This is a genomic window from Comamonas granuli NBRC 101663, assembly GCF_000739995.1.
Taxonomy (GTDB): Bacteria; Pseudomonadota; Gammaproteobacteria; order Burkholderiales; family Burkholderiaceae_C; genus Simplicispira; species Simplicispira granuli.
On record NZ_BBJX01000002.1, the window covers coordinates 158,163 to 174,933 of the forward strand.

The 16,771-nt window shown below is 67.6% G+C and carries 14 protein-coding genes; 5 read left to right on the forward strand and 9 right to left on the reverse strand.

Annotated elements, in window-relative coordinates:
- Positions 1-66: 66 nt before the first annotated feature.
- The 8 genes from CGR01S_RS02465 to mnmG form a co-directional block, all read right to left on the reverse strand.
- A complete protein-coding gene (locus CGR01S_RS02465) occupies positions 67-816 on the reverse strand; it encodes a class I SAM-dependent methyltransferase (RefSeq protein WP_042422041.1) in 750 nt (249 codons plus the stop codon).
- Between the two features lie 9 nt (positions 817-825).
- Positions 826-2,133 (reverse strand): hypothetical protein, encoded by a 1,308-nt coding sequence (locus CGR01S_RS02470; protein WP_042422043.1) that lies wholly within the window; start codon positions 2,131-2,133, stop codon positions 826-828.
- Positions 2,134-2,356: 223 nt separating this feature from the next.
- Positions 2,357-3,277, reverse strand: coding sequence for a ParB/RepB/Spo0J family partition protein (locus CGR01S_RS02475; RefSeq protein ID WP_042422330.1), 921 nt, complete (start codon positions 3,275-3,277; stop codon positions 2,357-2,359).
- A gap of 5 nt (positions 3,278-3,282) precedes the next feature.
- A complete protein-coding gene (locus tag CGR01S_RS02480) occupies positions 3,283-3,822 on the reverse strand; it encodes an RBBP9/YdeN family alpha/beta hydrolase (RefSeq protein WP_042422045.1) in 540 nt (179 codons plus the stop codon).
- Between the two features lie 33 nt (positions 3,823-3,855).
- On the reverse strand, positions 3,856-4,665 hold the full coding sequence (locus CGR01S_RS02485; RefSeq protein ID WP_042422047.1) for a ParA family protein: 810 nt from the start codon (positions 4,663-4,665) through the stop codon (positions 3,856-3,858).
- Positions 4,666-4,677: 12 nt separating this feature from the next.
- Entirely contained in the window at positions 4,678-5,292 is a 615-nt protein-coding gene (locus CGR01S_RS02490) for a LysE family transporter (RefSeq protein ID WP_042422049.1), read from the reverse strand.
- A gap of 56 nt (positions 5,293-5,348) precedes the next feature.
- Complete coding sequence (gene rsmG / locus CGR01S_RS02495) at positions 5,349-6,026, reverse strand: 16S rRNA (guanine(527)-N(7))-methyltransferase RsmG (RefSeq protein ID WP_042422050.1); 678 nt, start codon at positions 6,024-6,026, stop codon at positions 5,349-5,351.
- The gene (mnmG, locus tag CGR01S_RS02500) at positions 6,023-7,987 is read right to left on the reverse strand and encodes a tRNA uridine-5-carboxymethylaminomethyl(34) synthesis enzyme MnmG (protein WP_042422053.1); all 1,965 of its coding nucleotides are present in this window, start codon (positions 7,985-7,987) and stop codon (positions 6,023-6,025) included. The genes rsmG and mnmG overlap by 4 nt, the downstream gene beginning before the upstream one ends.
- 218 nt (positions 7,988-8,205) lie before the next feature.
- Between mnmG and CGR01S_RS02505 the strand changes: the two genes are divergently transcribed.
- From CGR01S_RS02505 to gstA, 3 genes are all read left to right on the forward strand, one after another.
- Entirely contained in the window at positions 8,206-8,790 is a 585-nt protein-coding gene (locus CGR01S_RS02505; protein WP_042422055.1) for an NADPH-dependent FMN reductase, read from the forward strand.
- Between the two features lie 60 nt (positions 8,791-8,850).
- Positions 8,851-9,105 (forward strand): YkgJ family cysteine cluster protein, encoded by a 255-nt coding sequence (locus CGR01S_RS02510; RefSeq protein WP_042422056.1) that lies wholly within the window; start codon positions 8,851-8,853, stop codon positions 9,103-9,105.
- 78 nt (positions 9,106-9,183) lie between these two features.
- Complete coding sequence (gene gstA / locus CGR01S_RS02515) at positions 9,184-9,789, forward strand: glutathione transferase GstA (RefSeq protein WP_042422057.1); 606 nt, start codon at positions 9,184-9,186, stop codon at positions 9,787-9,789.
- Positions 9,790-9,914: 125 nt separating this feature from the next.
- On the opposite strand, the gene CGR01S_RS02520 is transcribed toward gstA, so the two are convergent.
- Positions 9,915-10,715, reverse strand: a complete 801-nt coding sequence (locus CGR01S_RS02520) for a response regulator transcription factor (protein ID WP_042422058.1) — start codon at positions 10,713-10,715, stop codon at positions 9,915-9,917.
- A gap of 214 nt (positions 10,716-10,929) precedes the next feature.
- Between CGR01S_RS02520 and CGR01S_RS02525 the strand changes: the two genes are divergently transcribed.
- Positions 10,930-15,954, forward strand: a complete 5,025-nt coding sequence (locus CGR01S_RS02525; protein ID WP_042422059.1) for a DUF4347 domain-containing protein — start codon at positions 10,930-10,932, stop codon at positions 15,952-15,954.
- 44 nt (positions 15,955-15,998) lie between these two features.
- Positions 15,999-16,745 carry a hypothetical protein gene (locus CGR01S_RS02530; RefSeq protein WP_042422060.1) on the forward strand — a complete coding sequence of 249 codons (747 nt, stop codon included), beginning with the start codon at positions 15,999-16,001 and terminating at the stop codon, positions 16,743-16,745.
- Positions 16,746-16,771 lie beyond the last annotated feature (26 nt).

The window sequence follows — 16,771 nt, forward strand, 5'->3', positions numbered from 1 at the left end:
CCCGGTTCCGCACCGCCCTGCCGCGCGGCGCCGCCGATGGGGGACACAGAGATCAACCGCCACGGCTCAGCCCCGCACCGCTGCTGCCAGGGGCAGGCGGTATATCCAGACCACGCGCCCGCCGGGCAGGCGCAACTGCCCCTGCGCCAGCGTGCCGGGGACGGCGAACTCCAGGCTCACCAACCAGCTGCCGGGCGGCATTTCGGCCTGCGCCTTGGCGCCGGCCCGCGCCATGCTCTCGGGCCGCTGGAACAAATACACCAGCGCATAGGCCGACCAGTCCTGCGCCCACATGTCGGCGCGGCGCACGCGCGCCCAGCGGCAGCGCAGGCCGCACAGCAGGCGCAGCAGCCAGCTCCACTCCACGCCCTCGATGCGCGCATGCGGATAGACGCTGTGCAGCGCGATCAGGCCGTCGCCCAGGCCGCAGCCGGCGTCGAGCACGCGGGCGCCGGGCGCCAGCGGTGCCACGGTGTTGAGCCCGCGCAGCGCATGGCGCGGCGTGGGGAACACGGGCGCATCGCGCCAGGCGTTGAGCGGATAGACCACGAGCAGCAGCCCCAGCGGCACCAGCCAGGCCCAGGGCGGCACGCTGGCCCAGCCCGTGAGCGCCAGCGCCAGAGGAAAGCCCGCCGCGATCAGGCCGCGGCGCCACCAGGTGCTGCCCCACAGGCTGGCGGCCACGGCCACGGCGCTGGCCGCGAGCAGCGCCCACACGGGCGAGACCACGCGCTGCAGGCCCGTAAAGACCAGCCAGGCCATCGCCCACGCCAGCAACGCGGGCAGCGGCCAGGGGGGGCGGGGCAGCACGGGCATGCGGCGGACTCAGCGGCCCAGAATGCCGCGCAGCAGGTTGCCCGGGTTGAGCAGAGGCCCGGGAGCAGCGCCGCGGTCATCGGCGGGCTGGCCGGCCGGGGCGGGCGCCGACTCCTGCGGGTCTGCGCGCAGGCCGCCGCGCGGCGCGGCGCTGCCCGTCTCCTCGCCCAGCATGGCCAGGGTGTGCGCCTTGACGCGCACACGCACGGCCCATTCGGGCGTCCAGGGGGCCTTGGGATCGGCCGGGCGCGGCGGGTGCACGATGTGGCTCTCGCCGCCGTAGGCCATCATGCGCAGCATGGGCGCCGCATCGCGCCCGCCCGCGGCGAAGATGCCCTGGGGAATGGCGCACTGCGTGGCCTCGGCCGGCAGTAGCACGCGCTCCTTGACCCAGCGCTCGATGGTGGCGTTGGGCAGGTAGTCGAACAGGCCCATGCCGGTGTCCGGCGTCTCGGCGCTGGACCACATCACCATGTCGTCGCCCTGCTGGGCCATGGCGTGCAGGTAGTAGGCGCGCGCATGGCGCACGCTCTGCCACTGGGTGGCAATGCTGTCCTGCACGCGGCCCGTGGTGCGCAGGTCGATAGGGGGCATGAGGTCCTGCGCGCTGGCGAGCGCAAAGCGCATGGAGGCAGGCACGCCCTCGCCCAGCACCTGGTGCTCGCCCACGAGCGAGCCGTCGCGGGGCACGGCCAGGGACGCGCGCTCGTTCGGGTACAGCGCATGGCCGGGGCCCACGCGCGCGCCGCGCTCGGGCACGGCACGCCCGGCAAAGGCCTGGGCAAAGTCTGTGGGGCGCGCGCGCGCCAGGTCGAGCACGCGCGGTTGGCCGGCACGCACGCCGGTGCCGCAGCCCCAGTAGATGAGGATGCGGCCCTTGGGCTGCTCGCGGCTGTATTCCTCCGGCACATCGCCGGGCTCGGCGCGCTCGGCCGGCTGCGCCTTGGGCGGCAGCAGCGGCAGGCTCTCGCCCATGCGCAGGCCGGGCGGTATGGCCTGGCGCGCCTCCACGCCCGGGCGCAGGCTGTTGTAGAGCGCGATGTCGATGATGCGCGGCGGCATGATGGACATGCCGCGCGCCATGCCATAGCTGGTCTGGCCGGCCATGCCCGCGGCGCGGCCGCCGCCCATCATGCCCAGGAGGCCGCCGCCCATAGGCATGTCCATCTCGGGCATGCCCGCCATGCTGCCGGTGGACAGGTCGATCCACAACTGGGTCTTGGGGGCCTTGGCAGGCTGGGCGCAGACGGCGGCGCCCAGCAGGCACAGGCTGGCGGCCAGTGCGGCCGGGCGGACGAAGGCGTGGAGATGGGTCATGGGTGGCTCCGGTGCGAAAAACACCTGCCCGAAACCGCCGCACCGCGCCGGCAAGGCGGCGCCCCGGCGCGCAGGTGTTTCTGCAGGTATCAGCGCAGTGTAGGCCTGCGCCTGCCGTTTTTCACCTGTGCCCGTGCACGCATGCCCGCGGGCCGTGCGCAATGTCACGCCCGCCCGGTGCGGAGCGTGGCCTGCGCGCCACAGGGCCGCGCCGGGCCGCCGCTCAATGCCCGCGCAGACGCTCGATCAAGCCGTTCAAAGCGTCGAGCGACCCAAACTGGATCGCCAGCTCGCCCATGTCTTCCACGCGGCCGGCGCGCTTGACGCGCTTTTTCACGCGCACTTCCACCTCGGCCATGAGCAGGTCGGAGAGCTCTTCCTCCACGCGCCGGATGTCGCGCGACTTTTCCTTCTTGGGCTTTTGCGGCACGAGGGCGAACTCGGCGCCGATCTTCTTGACCAGCGCCTCGGCCTCGCGCACCGAGAGCTTCTTGGCGGCAATCTGGTGGCCCGCCGTGATCTGCGCGGCGCGGTCGAGCGCGAGCAGCGCACGCGCGTGGCCCATGTCGATGTCGCCCGCCATGAGCATGGTCTGCACCGGCTCGGTCAGGTTCAGCAGGCGCAGCAGGTTGCTGGCGGCGCTGCGCGAGCGGCCCACGGCCTGGGCGGCCTGCTCGTGCGTGAGGCCGAACTCCTTGACCAGGCGCTGCAGGCCCTGGGCCTCTTCCAGCGGGTTGAGGTCTTCGCGCTGGATGTTCTCGATCAGCGCCATGGCGGCGGCCGCCTCGTTGGGCACCTCGCGCACGAGCACGGGCACCTCGGCCAGGCCCGCCAGCCGCGCCGCGCGAAAGCGCCTCTCGCCAGCAATGATTTCGTACTTGCCAGCGTGCGCGCCCTCGGCCAGGCGACGCACAAGGATGGGCTGCATGATGCCCTGGGCCTTGATGCTCTCGGCCAGCTCGTACAGGGCGCCCTCGTCCATGCGCGTGCGCGGCTGGTACATGCCGGGCACCATGTCGTCCAGGCGCAGGCTGCTGGGCAGGCCGGCGGTGGCGGCCTGCGCCTGCTCGGTCGCCTCGGCCACTTTGGGGCCAAGCAAGGCTTCGAGTCCGCGGCCGAGGCCCTTGGGTTTCTTGGTGACCATGGTGTTCAATCTTTCACAAGGGTTTGCAGCAGCGCCCTGCCCTCGGGCCAGGCGCCCAGGCCGGATTCGGCATTGATGTGGCCGCACGCGCCCAGGTCCACGAAGCGCGCCCCCCAGTCGCCGGCCAGGACCTGGGCGCGCTCGAGGCGGCAGTAGGGGTCGTTGCGGCTGCCCACCAGCACGGCGGGAAAGGGCAGGCGCTCTCGCGCGATGGGCGCCCAGCCGGGGATCCAGGCGGCGACGTCGGCCTGCTCCACATCGCCCGGGGCCACCAGCAGCGCACCGCGCACCTTGGCCGTGTGGCGCGAGTGCGCCGCCCACCAGGCGGTGAGGATGCAGCCCAGGCTGTGCGCGGCCAGCAGCACGGGCGCGGGGCTGTCGGCCACCACCTCGTCCAGGCGCGCGGACCAGTCGCCGCGCAGCGGGCGCATCCAGTCGTGCTGCTCCACGCGCTGGTCGCCGTGCAGGCGCTCCCATTCGGTCTGCCAGTGGCCGGGGCCGGAGTTCTGCCAGCCGGGCAGCAACAACACCTGGGGAACTTGCATACTATGAATTCGATAGCTGCTGGCGCTTGTCCATCAAGCGCCAGAGGCCGATTGGGCTTGAACTTTGGGCGCCGCCATGCGCTGCACGCGCGCCACCATTTCCTGGGCGAACTCCACGAAGGCCTGGCTGCCCTTGGCTGCGGGGTCGAACACCACGCCGGGCAGGCCGTAGCTGGGCGCCTCGGCCAGGCGCACGTTGCGCGGGATCACGGTGTCGAACACCTTGTCGCCAAAATGGCCCTTGAGCTGCTCGCTCACCTGCTGCTGCAGGGTGATGCGCGGGTCGAACATCACGCGCAGCAGGCCGATGATCTGCAGGTCGGCATTGAGGTTGGCATGCACCTGCTTGATGGTGTTGACCAGGTCGGTCAGCCCTTCGAGCGCAAAGTACTCGCACTGCATGGGCACGATGACGCCGTGCGCCGAGCACAGGCCGTTGAGCGTGAGCATGGAGAGCGAGGGCGGGCAGTCGATGAGCACGAAGTCGTACTCGGCATCCACCTGGGCCAGCGCGGCCTTGAGGCGCTTGTCGCGGCGCTCGAGTTCCACCAGCTCCACCTCGGCACCGGCGAGCTCGCGGTTGGCGCCCAGCACCCGGTAGCCGCATTTCTCGGACAGCACCGCTGCCTCGTTCACCGAGGCGGATTCGAGCAGCACGTCGTACACCGACAGCTCCAGAGCGCGCTTGTCCACGCCCGAGCCCATGGTGGCGTTGCCCTGCGGGTCCAGGTCCACCATGAGCACGCGCTGGCCGATCTTGGCCAGCCCGGCGGCCAGATTGACCGTGGTGGTGGTCTTGCCGACGCCACCCTTCTGGTTGGCCACACAAAAAATCTTTGCCATGGGAGAGCCGCTTTACTTGGAGACCGCCAGCTTGATGCCGAAGCCGATGAGGAACACGCCCGCCAGCTTTTCCAGCGCCCGGGCGATGGTGGGGTTGGCGCGCATGCGCTCGGCCAGGTGGTGCGTGAGCAGCACCACCACCAGGCCGTACAAAAAGGTGAGCAGCGCGATGGTGGCCGCCATCACGCCGAAGGTCAACATCCCTTGGTGGCGCACCGGGTCCACGAACAGCGGGAAAAAGGCCATGTAGAACACGATGGCCTTGGGGTTGAGCAGGGTGATGAACGCCGCCTGCTTGAAGTAGTGGCGCGGCTCGATATGCAGCACGGGGGCGGCGCCGGGTTTGGCCGTGAGCATCTTGAAGCCCAGCCAGGCCAGGTAGGCCGCGCCCAGCCACTGTACGGCATGGAAGGCGGTCGGGTAGGCCACCAGCAGGGCCGCCACCCCGGCCACCGCGGCCCACATCAGCACCTGGTCGCCCGCAATCACGCCCAGCGTGGCCGCCAGGCCGCCGCGCACCCCGCCCTTGCCGGTGGAGGTGACGAGCGCCAGATTCCCCGGCCCGGGAATGGCCAGGAACAATACGATGGCGGCGACGAAGGCGCCGTAGTCTGCGATGCCGAACATGAGGGGGTTTCCTGAAAACGGGAGCGGCGCCGCAGTGGCCGCCTGAGGGTCCGAGTTTACGCGACCGCCCCGCCCTGCCCCACCCCCGGACGCATCCAGACGATGCAGCGCTCGGCATCCAGTCCGGGCACGGTGAGCGGTTCCACGTGAAACACCTGCACCGTGGGGGGCAGCGCGGCCAGCTCGTCCGCCGGGTGCTTGCCCTTCATGGCCAGCCACACGCCTTGCGGCGCCAGCGCCGCGCGCGACCAGGCGGTGAAGTCCAGCAGCGAGGCAAAAGCACGGCAGCTCACCACGTCGAACGGCCCGGCCAGGTTCTCCACCCGCGCATGGATGCCGTGCAGATTGGGCAGGCGCAGGGTCGCCGCGGCCTGCTGGATGAAGGCCGCCTTCTTGGCCACGGTATCGACACAGCTCACGTCCACACCCGGGCAGCAGATGGCGAACACCACCCCGGGCAGGCCGCCGCCCGAGCCCACGTCGAGCAGGCGCAAGGGCGCCGCGCACCCGGCCTGCGCGATATGGCGGCGCAGCGGCCCCACGGCGGCCAGGCTATCGAGCAGATGGTGGGTCAGCATTTCCTGCGGGGCGCGCACGGCCGTGAGGTTGTAGACCTTGTTCCACTTCTGCAGCAGCGCCAGGTACTCCAGCAGGCAGACGAGCTGCGCCTCGTCCAGCCCCAGCGCCAGCGCCTCGGCGCCCGCGCGCAGGCGCTGCAGCAGCACCTCGCTCATGCGGCCACCCCGTCGTCGCTGCGGGCGAAGCCCTTGAAGCCGCCCTTCTTCAGATGCACCATGAGCAGCGAGATTGCCGCGGGCGTCACGCCCGAGATGCGCGAGGCCTGGCCCAGGGTTTCGGGCCGGTGCTTTTGCAGCGTCTGCCGCACCTCGATGGACAGCGCCGTGACCTGCATGTAGTCCAGCTCCTCGGGCAGGCGCAGCTTTTCCAGGTGGGCGGCGCGCTGCACTTCGTCCTTTTGGCGGTCGATGTAGCCCGCGTACTTGGCGGCGATCTCCACCTGCTCCACCACCGGGCCACTCAGATCGCCCAGCGTTTCACGTGAAACATCGGCCGCGGCGTACTTGCCGCCGCCCAGCGACATGAGCCGGCCGTAGTCCACATCGGGGCGGCGCAACAGGTCGAACAGGTTGTATTCATGCTCGATGGCCTTGCCGAGCACACGCTCGGCCTCGGCCGCCTCCAGAATGCGCGGATTCACCCAGGTGGTCTTGAGGCGCTCGGTCTCGCGCGCCACGGCGTCGCGCTTGCGGCTGAAGGACGCCCAGCGCGCATCATCCACCAGGCCCAGGCGCCGGCCGGTCTCGGTCAGGCGCAGGTCGGCGTTGTCCTCGCGCAGTTGCAGGCGGAACTCGGCGCGGCTGGTGAACATGCGGTAGGGCTCGGTCACGCCCTTGGTGATGAGGTCGTCCACCAGCACGCCCAGGTAGGCCTCGTCGCGCGCGGGCAGCCAGGCGCCCTCGCCCCGGCACTGCAGCGCGGCGTTGATGCCGGCAAACAGCCCCTGCGCCGCCGCCTCCTCGTAGCCCGTGGTGCCGTTGATCTGGCCGGCGAAGAACAGGCCCTGGATCTGGCGCGTCTCGAAGCTGCTCTTGAGGGCGCGCGGGTCGAAGTAGTCGTACTCGATGGCGTAGCCCGGGCGCAGGATATGCGCGTTCTCCAGCCCGCGCATGGAGCGCACCAGGGCGTACTGGATGTCGAACGGCAGGCTGGTGGAGATGCCGTTGGGGTAGAACTCGTGCGTGGTGAGCCCCTCGGGCTCGAGGAAGATCTGGTGGCTGTCCTTGTCGGCGAAGCGGTTGATCTTGTCCTCCACGCTGGGGCAGTAGCGCGGGCCCACGCCCTCGATGCGGCCGGTGAACATGGGGCTGCGATCAAAGCCACTGCGGATGATCTCGTGCGTGCGCGCGTTGGTGTGCGTGATCCAGCACGGCACCTGGCGCGGGTGCATGGCCACCGAACCCATGAAGCTGAACACGGGGAGCACGCCTTCGTTCACGCCGCCGGGCATGCCGTCGCCGGGCTGCGCTTCGCATTGGGAAAAGTCGATGCTGCGCCCGTCGATGCGCGGCGGCGTGCCCGTCTTCAGGCGCCCCTGCGGCAACTGCAGCTCCTTGAGCCGGGCCGAGAGCGACACCGCCGGCGGGTCCCCGGCCCGGCCAGCCGCGTAGTGGTTCAGGCCCACGTGGATCTTGCCGTCCAGGAAGGTGCCAGCCGTCAGCACCACGGTACGGCCGCGAAAGCGCACGCCCACCTGCGTGACGGCGCCCACCACGCGGTCGCCCTCCACCATCAGGTCGTCCACCGCCTGCTGGAACAGCCAGAGATTGGGCTGGTTCTCCAGCATGCGGCGGATGGCAGCCTTGTAGAGAACGCGGTCGGCCTGCGCGCGCGTGGCGCGCACCGCCGGGCCCTTGCTGCTGTTGAGGATACGGAACTGGATGCCCGCCTCGTCGGTCGCCAGCGCCATGGCACCGCCGAGCGCATCCACCTCTTTCACCAGGTGACCCTTGCCGATGCCGCCGATGCTGGGGTTGCAGCTCATCTGCCCCAGCGTCTCGATGTTGTGCGTGAGCAGCAGGGTCTGGCAGCCCATGCGGGCCGCGGCCAGCGCAGCCTCGGTGCCGGCATGGCCGCCGCCGACGACGATGACATCAAATTCCTGGGGGTACAACATGACAAACTCCGGGGCCGCACAGACCCGTGTCGGGCTGGGGCAGGGAAAGAACGGGCGCAAGGGGGCGATTTTCCCACCTTTGCCCCGGCCTTGCCCGCACTACCCCCAGGCGCCCCGCCCGGGTGGCCCTTGTTCCACGTGAAACCACGGCCCGGCGCCGGCCAGGGTCTTGCGCGCCGTACAGGAATCGTGCGCAATGCCTGTGCTCCAATCCCGGCATGTCCCAACTCCTTGTTTTCGCGGGCAGCACCCGCCAACAATCGTTCAACCGCCGCCTGGCACGCGTCGCCGCGGGCATGGCCCAGGAGGCCGGCGCCCAGGTCACCCTGCTGGATCTGGCGGACTTCGACATCCCGCTCTACAACGCCGACCTGGAGGCGCGCGGCACCCCGCCCGACGTGCTGCGCCTGAAGCAGGCGCTGTATGCGCACCCGGCCTGGATCATCTGCTCGCCCGAATACAACGGCAGCTACACCGCGCTGCTGAAGAACGCCATCGACTGGGCATCGAGCCCCGTCAAGGCCGACCCCGCCTGGCAGGACGGCATCAAGCCCTTCCGCGGCAAGGTGGTCGGCATGCTCAGCGCCTCGCCCGGCGCCCTGGGCGGCCTGCGCTCGCAAAGCCACCTCGCACCGCTGCTGCTGCTGCTGGAATGCTGGCTCGCGCCGCAGGCCTTCGCGCTGGGCCAGGCGGGCAGCGCGTTCGACGAACACGGCGCACTGGTGCATGCGGCCCAGCGCGAACGCGTGCGCGGCGTGGTCGAGCAGGTGCTGTGGGCCACGCAGCGCCTGCACGGAAATTAAGAGAAAAACAGGCTCCAGCGCTTGTCTGGCAAGCGCCAGCAGCTACCAAACCCATAGCATATGGAATGCCGCCCCGGCTGCGGTGCCTGTTGCACCGCGCCGTCCATCAGTTCCCCCATCCCGGGCATGCCGCAGGGCAAGCCCGCGGGGGTGCGCTGCGTGCAACTGGGCGAGGACGAGCGCTGCCGCATCTTCGGCCACCCTGCGCGCCCGGCCGTCTGCGCTCAGCTCCAGCCCGCGGCCGAGATGTGCGGCAGCACGCGCACGCAGGCCCTGCACTACCTGGCCCGACTCGAACGCCTCACCCGACCCTGAGCCCCTGCCCCGGCAAGAATTTGCCGCCGGTCCTACGATGGCGGTTTGCATATTCCAACCACCCCAAGGATGCTCCCCATGAAGCTCTACTACTCGCCTGGCGCCTGCTCGCTCTCGCCCCACATCGTGCTGCACGAGACCGGCCTGCCCTTCACCGCCGTGCTCGCCAGCACCAAGACCAAGAAGCTGCAGGACGGCACGGACTTCCACACCATCAACGAGCTGGGCTATGTGCCCGTGCTGGAGCTGGACAACGGCGAGCGCCTGCGCGAAGGCCCGGCCATCGTGCAGTACCTGGCCGACCAGGTGCCCGGCAAGAACCTGGCTCCCGCCAACGGCAGCATGGAGCGCTACCGCCTGCAGGAGTGGCTGACCTTCATCGGCACCGAGCTGCACAAGGGCCACAGCCCGCTGTTCGCCCCCGGCACGCCCGAAGACTACAAGCCCCAGGTGCGTGAGCGCCTGCAGGCCCGCTTCGCCTGGGTGGACAAGCAGCTCGCCGGCAAGGACTACCTGCTGGGCCAGTTCAGCGTGGCCGACGCCTACCTCTACACCGTCTCGCGCTGGGGCCAGTACGTGGGCGTGGACCTGTCGGGCTATGCGAACATCGTGGCCTTCCAGCAGCGCATGGAGCAGCGCCCCGCCGTGCAGGCCGCGCTGCGCGCCGAAGGCTTGCTCGCCTGAGAACGGCGGTGCCTGGGAATGGGCCGCGGCCAATCAGCCGCACTGGCCCATTTCCTCCCTCCCACCCCCGGTTCGGCAGGCGCCGGGCCGCACTCGGCCCGCTCCTCTACTGAGCGCAGCCACCCTCACGCGCCGTCTTGCCGCCGGACCTGCAGGCGGTAGACAGAGGGCGTCACTCCCACCTGCTCCCGAAATGCCGTGGCAAAGTTGGCAGGATTGGCATAGCCCACCTTGGCCGCCACATGCGTGACACTCATGGGCGAATCGCGCAACAGGCGCTTGGCAACTTCCATGCGCTCCGCGCGCAGGGCGGCCATGACCGACAGCCCCAGGTGCTTCTGGAACAAGCGTGCCAAACGCTTCTCCGTCACCCCTACCACCTGGGCAATGCCTTGCAGCGTGAGCGGCTTGGTCAGGTTGCGGCAAATGAAGCGCATCGCCGCGTGCACTTGCGCACTCCCGTCTGCACGGCCCTGGGTGGGCGGCAACCGCGGGCGGCTGCGGCGCTCTGGCGGCCGGGCCAGGGTATGGCGCATCGCGTTCGCCAACATCACATGGATGCTCAGGCGCAGCGCCACCTCCAGCGGAACGCAGGGCTTGACGATGTAGTCTGACCCGCCTTCCTGCAGCCCGCGCACACGCATGTCATCGGAGCCCGCTGCCGACAGGAACAGCACGGGAATGGCTGCCGTCGCAGGATCGGTCTTGATCAGGCGGCACGCACCAAAACCATCCAGGCCCGGCATGCGCACGTCCATGAGTATCGCGTCGGGCGCCACCGCCAGGGCGCGGTAGTACCCCTGCAAGCCATCCCTGGCCACGCTGACACGCATCCCCATGGCTTCCAACTGGTCCATCAGCGCATGCAGCTCCCCTACGCGGTCATCGACCAGGAGCACATGAACCCCCGCCAGCGCCACATCCATGCTCACGGCGGCAGGCCCCGCACGCAAAACAAAACCTCACACAAAAACATTTTGGTCACATCCTGATGTTTTTTGTAACAAATGCCTCTTTGGCAAAAGCATGCCGGAATTTGGCAAAAGCCAACGGAATAACACTCTGACACACTCAGGTTTAAATGGCCCTGCAATCGCCATTGTCTTTGCTGTTCTACCCCTTTTTCTGTGAGGTTATTTCATGGCTCTGCCCCACTTTGCCACGGCAAAAGAATCCCGCGAGATCGCTTTCGTACTGAATGACATCCAGAATCCGGACGGCCTGGCCGCAGGCCTGCCCAGCCATGTCCAGGTCCATGTGCTGGACGCATCGGGAGATGTACTGGCCCAGATCATCACCCTGCTGGCCGATCAGACCGGTTTGAGCGCCATCCATCTGTTCGGGCATGGCAGTGCCGGCAGCCTGCACCTGGGCGCCACGCGCCTGAACGCCAGCAACCTCCCGGAATTTGCGGACGCGCTGGCGCGCATCGGCGCGGCCCTGTCGGACGACGGCGACATCCTGCTGTACGGCTGCGACGTGGCCCAGGGCACGGCGGGCGCCGAGCTGATCGGCCGCCTGGCCCAGGCCACGGGCGCCGACATCGCCGCCTCCACCGACACCACGGGCGCCAGCGCCCTGGGCGGCAACTGGGTGCTGGAAGCGGCCAGCGGCACGGTGGACGTGGCCACACTGCAGGTGGCGGACTATGCGGATGTGCTGGCGGCTCCCGTCATTGCCAACTTCGGTGACACCATCACCTTCACCGAAGGCAGCACAACCCCCATCGCCATCGATGCGGATGTGGCATTCAGCGGCGGCGTGAGCTACACCGGTGGCTTTGTCCGCTTCAATGTCTCCAACCCCAGCAGTGGCGATCGCTTTACGCTGACCAGCGACGCCAACCCCGACGCCGCTGGTGCCGTTTCTGTCGATGGCACTGACGTCTATCTGGGCACGGGCTCGACCAAACAACGCATTGGCTCAATTGACGCGACGGAAAACGGCCAAGACGGGAAGGCGCTCAAGATTCTGTTCTCGACCCCGCTGGTCAATGGTTCGTTCGAACAAGGTCCCGCTGGCAACAGCGTCCCCGGCTTTGTGCTTTACAACCAGCGGTACGGCGACAACGGCACGGAAATCAACTTCCGCGGCTACACCATCCCCCTGGCCAACAATACAGATGGCAACAGCATCTACACCGGTGGCACAGGCACGGTGAAAGATCAGATACCTAGTGGCGCCATCACCATGACCGGCTCCGTGCAAGCGGGTGTAGGTACCGGTGGGTCTCAGGCCTTGTATCTATCCAGCAATGGCTACATCGTGCAGGGTGATTCCGATCCATGGGGCTCATTCCAAGCCAACGGCTACGGTTCCATCCAGGGGCCCTATGCGGTCAGCGCAAATCCGTTCTACGTGGAAGCGGGCGATTCGATCAAGCTAGATTTCAAGGCCGTTGGGAGCCAAGACGATTACCAGGTGTTTGGTTTGCTGCGCAAGGTGAATCCCGACGGCAGTTACGTCTCCAGCAGCCTGGCGGACACTGGGGCCGATGCAACCAAGGCCAACGTCGTATTGTTCGCCGAACGCGGTGCAGACACAGGCGGATTCAAGACGGTCACCAAGACAGGCCTGGAAGCAGGCAGCTACAAGTTCGAGTTCATCGGCGGCACCTACGACGGCACTGGTGGCTTAGCAGTTGGATCGCACCTGTATGTGGACAACATCCGCCTGATTCCCGCGACCACGGTGGATGACAGCGTACTCTCCAAGATCGCGCTGCAGGTGCAGTTCTTGAACGATGCCCCGGATACGGTGGAGTCCCGCACGCTGACCGTCAGCGCACAGGATTCCGATGGTGCACCGGCCACGGCCAGCAAGACCTTGCTGATCACGCAAGACAACAATTCCCCCATTTTCACAGGCCCGGCATTCACCCCAGGCGGCGGCTCTGAAAATGATGTGGTCACCGTCCCGCGCCAGGTGGCAGACTGGTTCAATTCCCTGTTTTCCGATCCGGACAACACCGCTGTTGGAAGTACCAATACCGACTCTTTGGCCGGCATCGTGATCGTGTCCAATCCGACCAGTCCGGCCGAAGGCAAGTGGGTCTACAGCACCAACAGCACTAACGGCACTGATGGTGATTGGCGCGATGTGGGGGCGGCAAGCAGCACCGCCGGTTTGGCCCTCGACAAGGATGCCTGGCTGAAATTTGTTCCCGAAGCCGCTTATGCCGGCGGCCCGGGCGCAGGCGTACTGCGGGTGCATGCTGTGGACGACAAGGCCTACGCCCAGAATGGTACGGTAGCCCCGGCTTTCACCACGGGCGACGGCTCCACGCGCGTTACCTACGACACCACGGCTGACGACAACGTCCGCTCCTCGGTTGCCAAGGATGCCACGGCGCTTTACGCCTATGCAACGTCTGCCAACGACGCTCCCGTGGCAACCGCCACAATCGTCAATGCCGGTACGGTGGGCGAGCACGACAATGGCAGCACACCGGCCCGTGCCAATGCAGGCGTCACGGCCACCGCGCTATACGATCTTGCCGGTGGCACCGATGAAGACAGCGACACCCGCGACACCCCGATCGAAAGCTACGGCAAGGGCGTGGCCATCTACGACATCACCGACGCGGCGGGGGGCAAGTTCCAGTACTCCACCAACGGTGGCACGACATGGACCGACATACCTGCCGTTTCGGAAACCGGCGCACTGCTGCTCGGTCCAAACGACAAGATCCGCTATGTGTCGGATGGCGATGTGGGCGACGTGGGCACCTTCAAGTACTACCTGTGGGACGGTGTCACCGGGTCGGGTACCGCTGGCGCTGCCAATGCCAACGTAGAGACTGCCAACCGGGGTGGCGGAACCGGCTTCTCTGCCAACGGCGCAACGGCATCCATCACTGTGGTGGACAAGGTCTACCACCCCGAAACAATCCCTTCTTCCGGCATCCCCAGCAAGAACACCACGGGCCCTGGTGTTCACACCTCCGGCCCGCTGTTCGTGGACCCCGATGGCGGCACCATGGCCTTCACCGCCACCTTGGCAAATGGCGACCCTTTGCCCGACTGGCTGAGCATCGACCCCGCCACCGGCATCCTCTCCGGCAACCCGCCGGCAGACCAGACGCTGAGCATCAAGGTGACGGTCACGGACGACGCATCTGATACCCAGGATGCGACGTTCAGCTGGACTTTCGCCAACACGATCGACCCACTGAACATCACCACGGCCACCGACACGGGGGCGGACGATCTGATCACCCGCCACCCGAACCCCGTGCTGGAATTCGATGCTGCCGCAGGCGCGACCATCGTGCTCAAAGGTCCCGATGGCACCCCGCTCACGCAGGGCACGCACTACAGCCTGTCCAATGTCGGCGGCAAATACTCGCTGACGCTGCTGGACGCGGACGGTGCGGCGCCCGGAAACCAGCCCTTCGGCGCGCACTTCAACGGCGCACCCACCAGCAACCCGGCATCCACCGGTGACGGCATTTACCAGATCCTGTCCAACGGATCCGCCGTTGGAAGCTTCACGCTCGATACCACTCCACCCGTCACGCCCACAGTCAACCAATTGACCGCCGACGTGACCAAGCCCGTCCTGACGGGTACCGTCACACTGGGCGCGGGCGAAACCCTGTCCGTGACCATCAATGGTGCCACCTACAACAATGTCCCGGTCTTGGGGGGGGCATGGAGCGTGGACACCAACACGGCCGTTCCGTCCAGTGGAGCGCTGGGGGCCTTTGTCACGGGGCAGGCCTACAACGTGGATGCCAGAGTGATTGACTCCGCAGGCAACACCAGCAGCGACGGCACCAGCGGCGAATTCCGAAAGTACCCACCGCTGACCACCACCACCCCAGCGCTGACCGCACCCATCAAGAGCGGCGACGGCAATATCCCGCCCTACACCGTTCCGGCGGGTACGTTCACCGGCGGCAGCAGCAGCCTGACCTACTCTGCAGGCACAGCGCCTGCAGGTGGCGGCGCCGGCCCCACCACCCCGCTGCCCGGGTGGCTGGTGTTCGACCCTGTCACGCAAACCTTCAGCGGCAACCCGCCTGCCGATGCGACATCCCCTCTGGTGGTGCGCGTTACGTCAACCGACAGCGCAGGCAACCAGGCCTATTCCGACCTGACATTTACCTTCTCGAACACCAACGACATACCCAGCATTGCGGGCATACCCGCCGGGCCTGGAGCGGCGCCATACGGTGCCATCAGCGCGCTGCCGGACTACAGAGTCCTGGATGGCGACAATGACGTCTTGACCGTGACGATCGCCACGACCAATGGCTCTGTCACCAACGTGGTGGATGCCGACCCGCTGACTCCCGGCGTGCAGATCACGGGCCGCGCAGACGACATCAATGCGGCGCTGGCCGCCATGCAATTCGTTCCGGACGCACTGGGCCTTGCCACCATGCAGCTGTCCGTGACCGATGGCGTCATCGCCAGCCCCATCACAGCCATCCATCAATTCAACGTTGTGCTGGAATTCAGCGAGGGCGGTGGCAACGGCGGTGGCGGTGGTGGCAACGGAGGCGGTGGAACCACACCGCCTGCGGACGACAACGATGGCATTCCGCCTGCCGCCGAAGCCGAGGCCCCACCCCTGGTGACCGACGGCAAGCCCGCACAAAAGGGTGATGGCAACGGCGATGGCATCGCCGACAGCGCGCAGTCCAGCGTGTCGTCCACGCCCTTCCTCCGGACCGACAAGGCCGTGAGCAATCCGGGCAATGCACCGCAAACCTTCATTACCCTGGTTGCCAACTCGGATCAGGGGCGCGTAGGCAGCGAAGGGACCGCACAGATCACCTCGCTCACCCAGGGAGATCACAGTGCCCAGCTTCCGAGCTCCATGGCCTCGTCACTGGGCAGCATCGCCTCCACTATCGCCCTCACTGGGAATCCGGCAGAAACCTTCAGCCTCTACGTGGACAGCTCACTGCCCGCCAACGGCTTCTGGGTCCAGGATAACCAAGGTACCTGGGTCAATCTGGCCAGTGCGGCCTACGGCGGCCGGGTCGTCGCGCAAGGCAACAAGCTGCGCCTGGACTTCCAGATCACCGACGGTGGCGCTTTCGACCGCGATGGCAAGGCCGACGGCGTGATCACCCTGCAGGGCGAGATCGGCCAAATGCCCCTCACCATCGTGGGCTACGCCCCGGAGACGACACAAGGCGGCTTCTGGTTCTGAGCCCCTTGGCATACACCCATCGACGACATTGACAGAAACGCACCATGAAAACACCTTATCTCCTAAGCGCATCGGTTCTGGCCCTGGCCCTTGCGGGTTGCGGCGGCGGCGGCAGTGACAGTGCCGACAACGGCGGCGGCAACAACAACGGCGGCGGCAGCACCACGCTGCCCACATCCCAGCTCCAAGGCCTGTGGCAAAGCCCTGCCGGTACGAGCCCCGCGATTTCCGCCATCGTCCTGCCGGACGGCAAGATGTGGGCCGTGGCCACGGCGGACGGCAAGGTGCGCGTGCTCAAGGCGGGCCTGAACGGCCAGACCGCCAATTTCACGGGCCGGGGCAAGAGCTACCTGCTCGGTACCAGCACCGTGACGGACGGCGGCATCACGGCCACGGTGGTGGAAAAAAGCAGCCTGACGGGCACGATCACCCCCGATGGAGGCGCCGGTGAGCCATTCAGCCTGGCCTACCAGGCGCGCTATGACACGGCCGCGACGCTGCCCGAGTTCGCGGGTGCCTGGCGCGACGTGCAAGGCCCGGGCGCGCAGAACTGGAACATCACCACCGGCGGCGCACTCACCGGCATCCGCACCACTGGCTGCACCTACGCCGGCCAACTGAGCGAGCGACCCGAGCGCAAGGCCGTGGTGGATGTGAACATGACCGAGGACTGCGGCGGTACGCGCGTACGCCTGTACGGCGTGGCAACGCTGAACACGGCCAATGGCATCAGCATGGTGTTGACCACTGAGAGCGAGTCCGCTGCCGTGGCGCTGACACTCTCGCGCTGACACATTGGGCCGGGCACCCACAGTGC

What these genes read in the sequence shown, in the direction of transcription:
- CGR01S_RS02465 (WP_042422041.1), bottom strand. Translation starts at nt 816, where the DNA reads ATGCCCGTGCTGCCCCGCCCCCCCTGGCCGCTGCCCGCGTTGCTGGCG.
- CGR01S_RS02470 (WP_042422043.1), bottom strand. Translation starts at nt 2,133, where the DNA reads ATGACCCATCTCCACGCCTTCGTCCGCCCGGCCGCACTGGCCGCCAGC.
- CGR01S_RS02475 (WP_042422330.1), bottom strand. Translation starts at nt 3,277, where the DNA reads ATGGTCACCAAGAAACCCAAGGGCCTCGGCCGCGGACTCGAAGCCTTG.
- CGR01S_RS02480 (WP_042422045.1), bottom strand. Translation starts at nt 3,822, where the DNA reads ATGCAAGTTCCCCAGGTGTTGTTGCTGCCCGGCTGGCAGAACTCCGGC.
- CGR01S_RS02485 (WP_042422047.1), bottom strand. Translation starts at nt 4,665, where the DNA reads ATGGCAAAGATTTTTTGTGTGGCCAACCAGAAGGGTGGCGTCGGCAAG.
- CGR01S_RS02490 (WP_042422049.1), bottom strand. Translation starts at nt 5,292, where the DNA reads ATGTTCGGCATCGCAGACTACGGCGCCTTCGTCGCCGCCATCGTATTG.
- rsmG (WP_042422050.1), bottom strand. Translation starts at nt 6,026, where the DNA reads ATGAGCGAGGTGCTGCTGCAGCGCCTGCGCGCGGGCGCCGAGGCGCTG.
- mnmG (WP_042422053.1), bottom strand. Translation starts at nt 7,987, where the DNA reads ATGTTGTACCCCCAGGAATTTGATGTCATCGTCGTCGGCGGCGGCCAT.
- CGR01S_RS02505 (WP_042422055.1), top strand. Translation starts at nt 8,206, where the DNA reads ATGTCCCAACTCCTTGTTTTCGCGGGCAGCACCCGCCAACAATCGTTC.
- CGR01S_RS02510 (WP_042422056.1), top strand. Translation starts at nt 8,851, where the DNA reads ATGGAATGCCGCCCCGGCTGCGGTGCCTGTTGCACCGCGCCGTCCATC.
- gstA (WP_042422057.1), top strand. Translation starts at nt 9,184, where the DNA reads ATGAAGCTCTACTACTCGCCTGGCGCCTGCTCGCTCTCGCCCCACATC.
- CGR01S_RS02520 (WP_042422058.1), bottom strand. Translation starts at nt 10,715, where the DNA reads ATGGATGTGGCGCTGGCGGGGGTTCATGTGCTCCTGGTCGATGACCGC.
- CGR01S_RS02525 (WP_042422059.1), top strand. Translation starts at nt 10,930, where the DNA reads ATGGCTCTGCCCCACTTTGCCACGGCAAAAGAATCCCGCGAGATCGCT.
- CGR01S_RS02530 (WP_042422060.1), top strand. Translation starts at nt 15,999, where the DNA reads ATGAAAACACCTTATCTCCTAAGCGCATCGGTTCTGGCCCTGGCCCTT.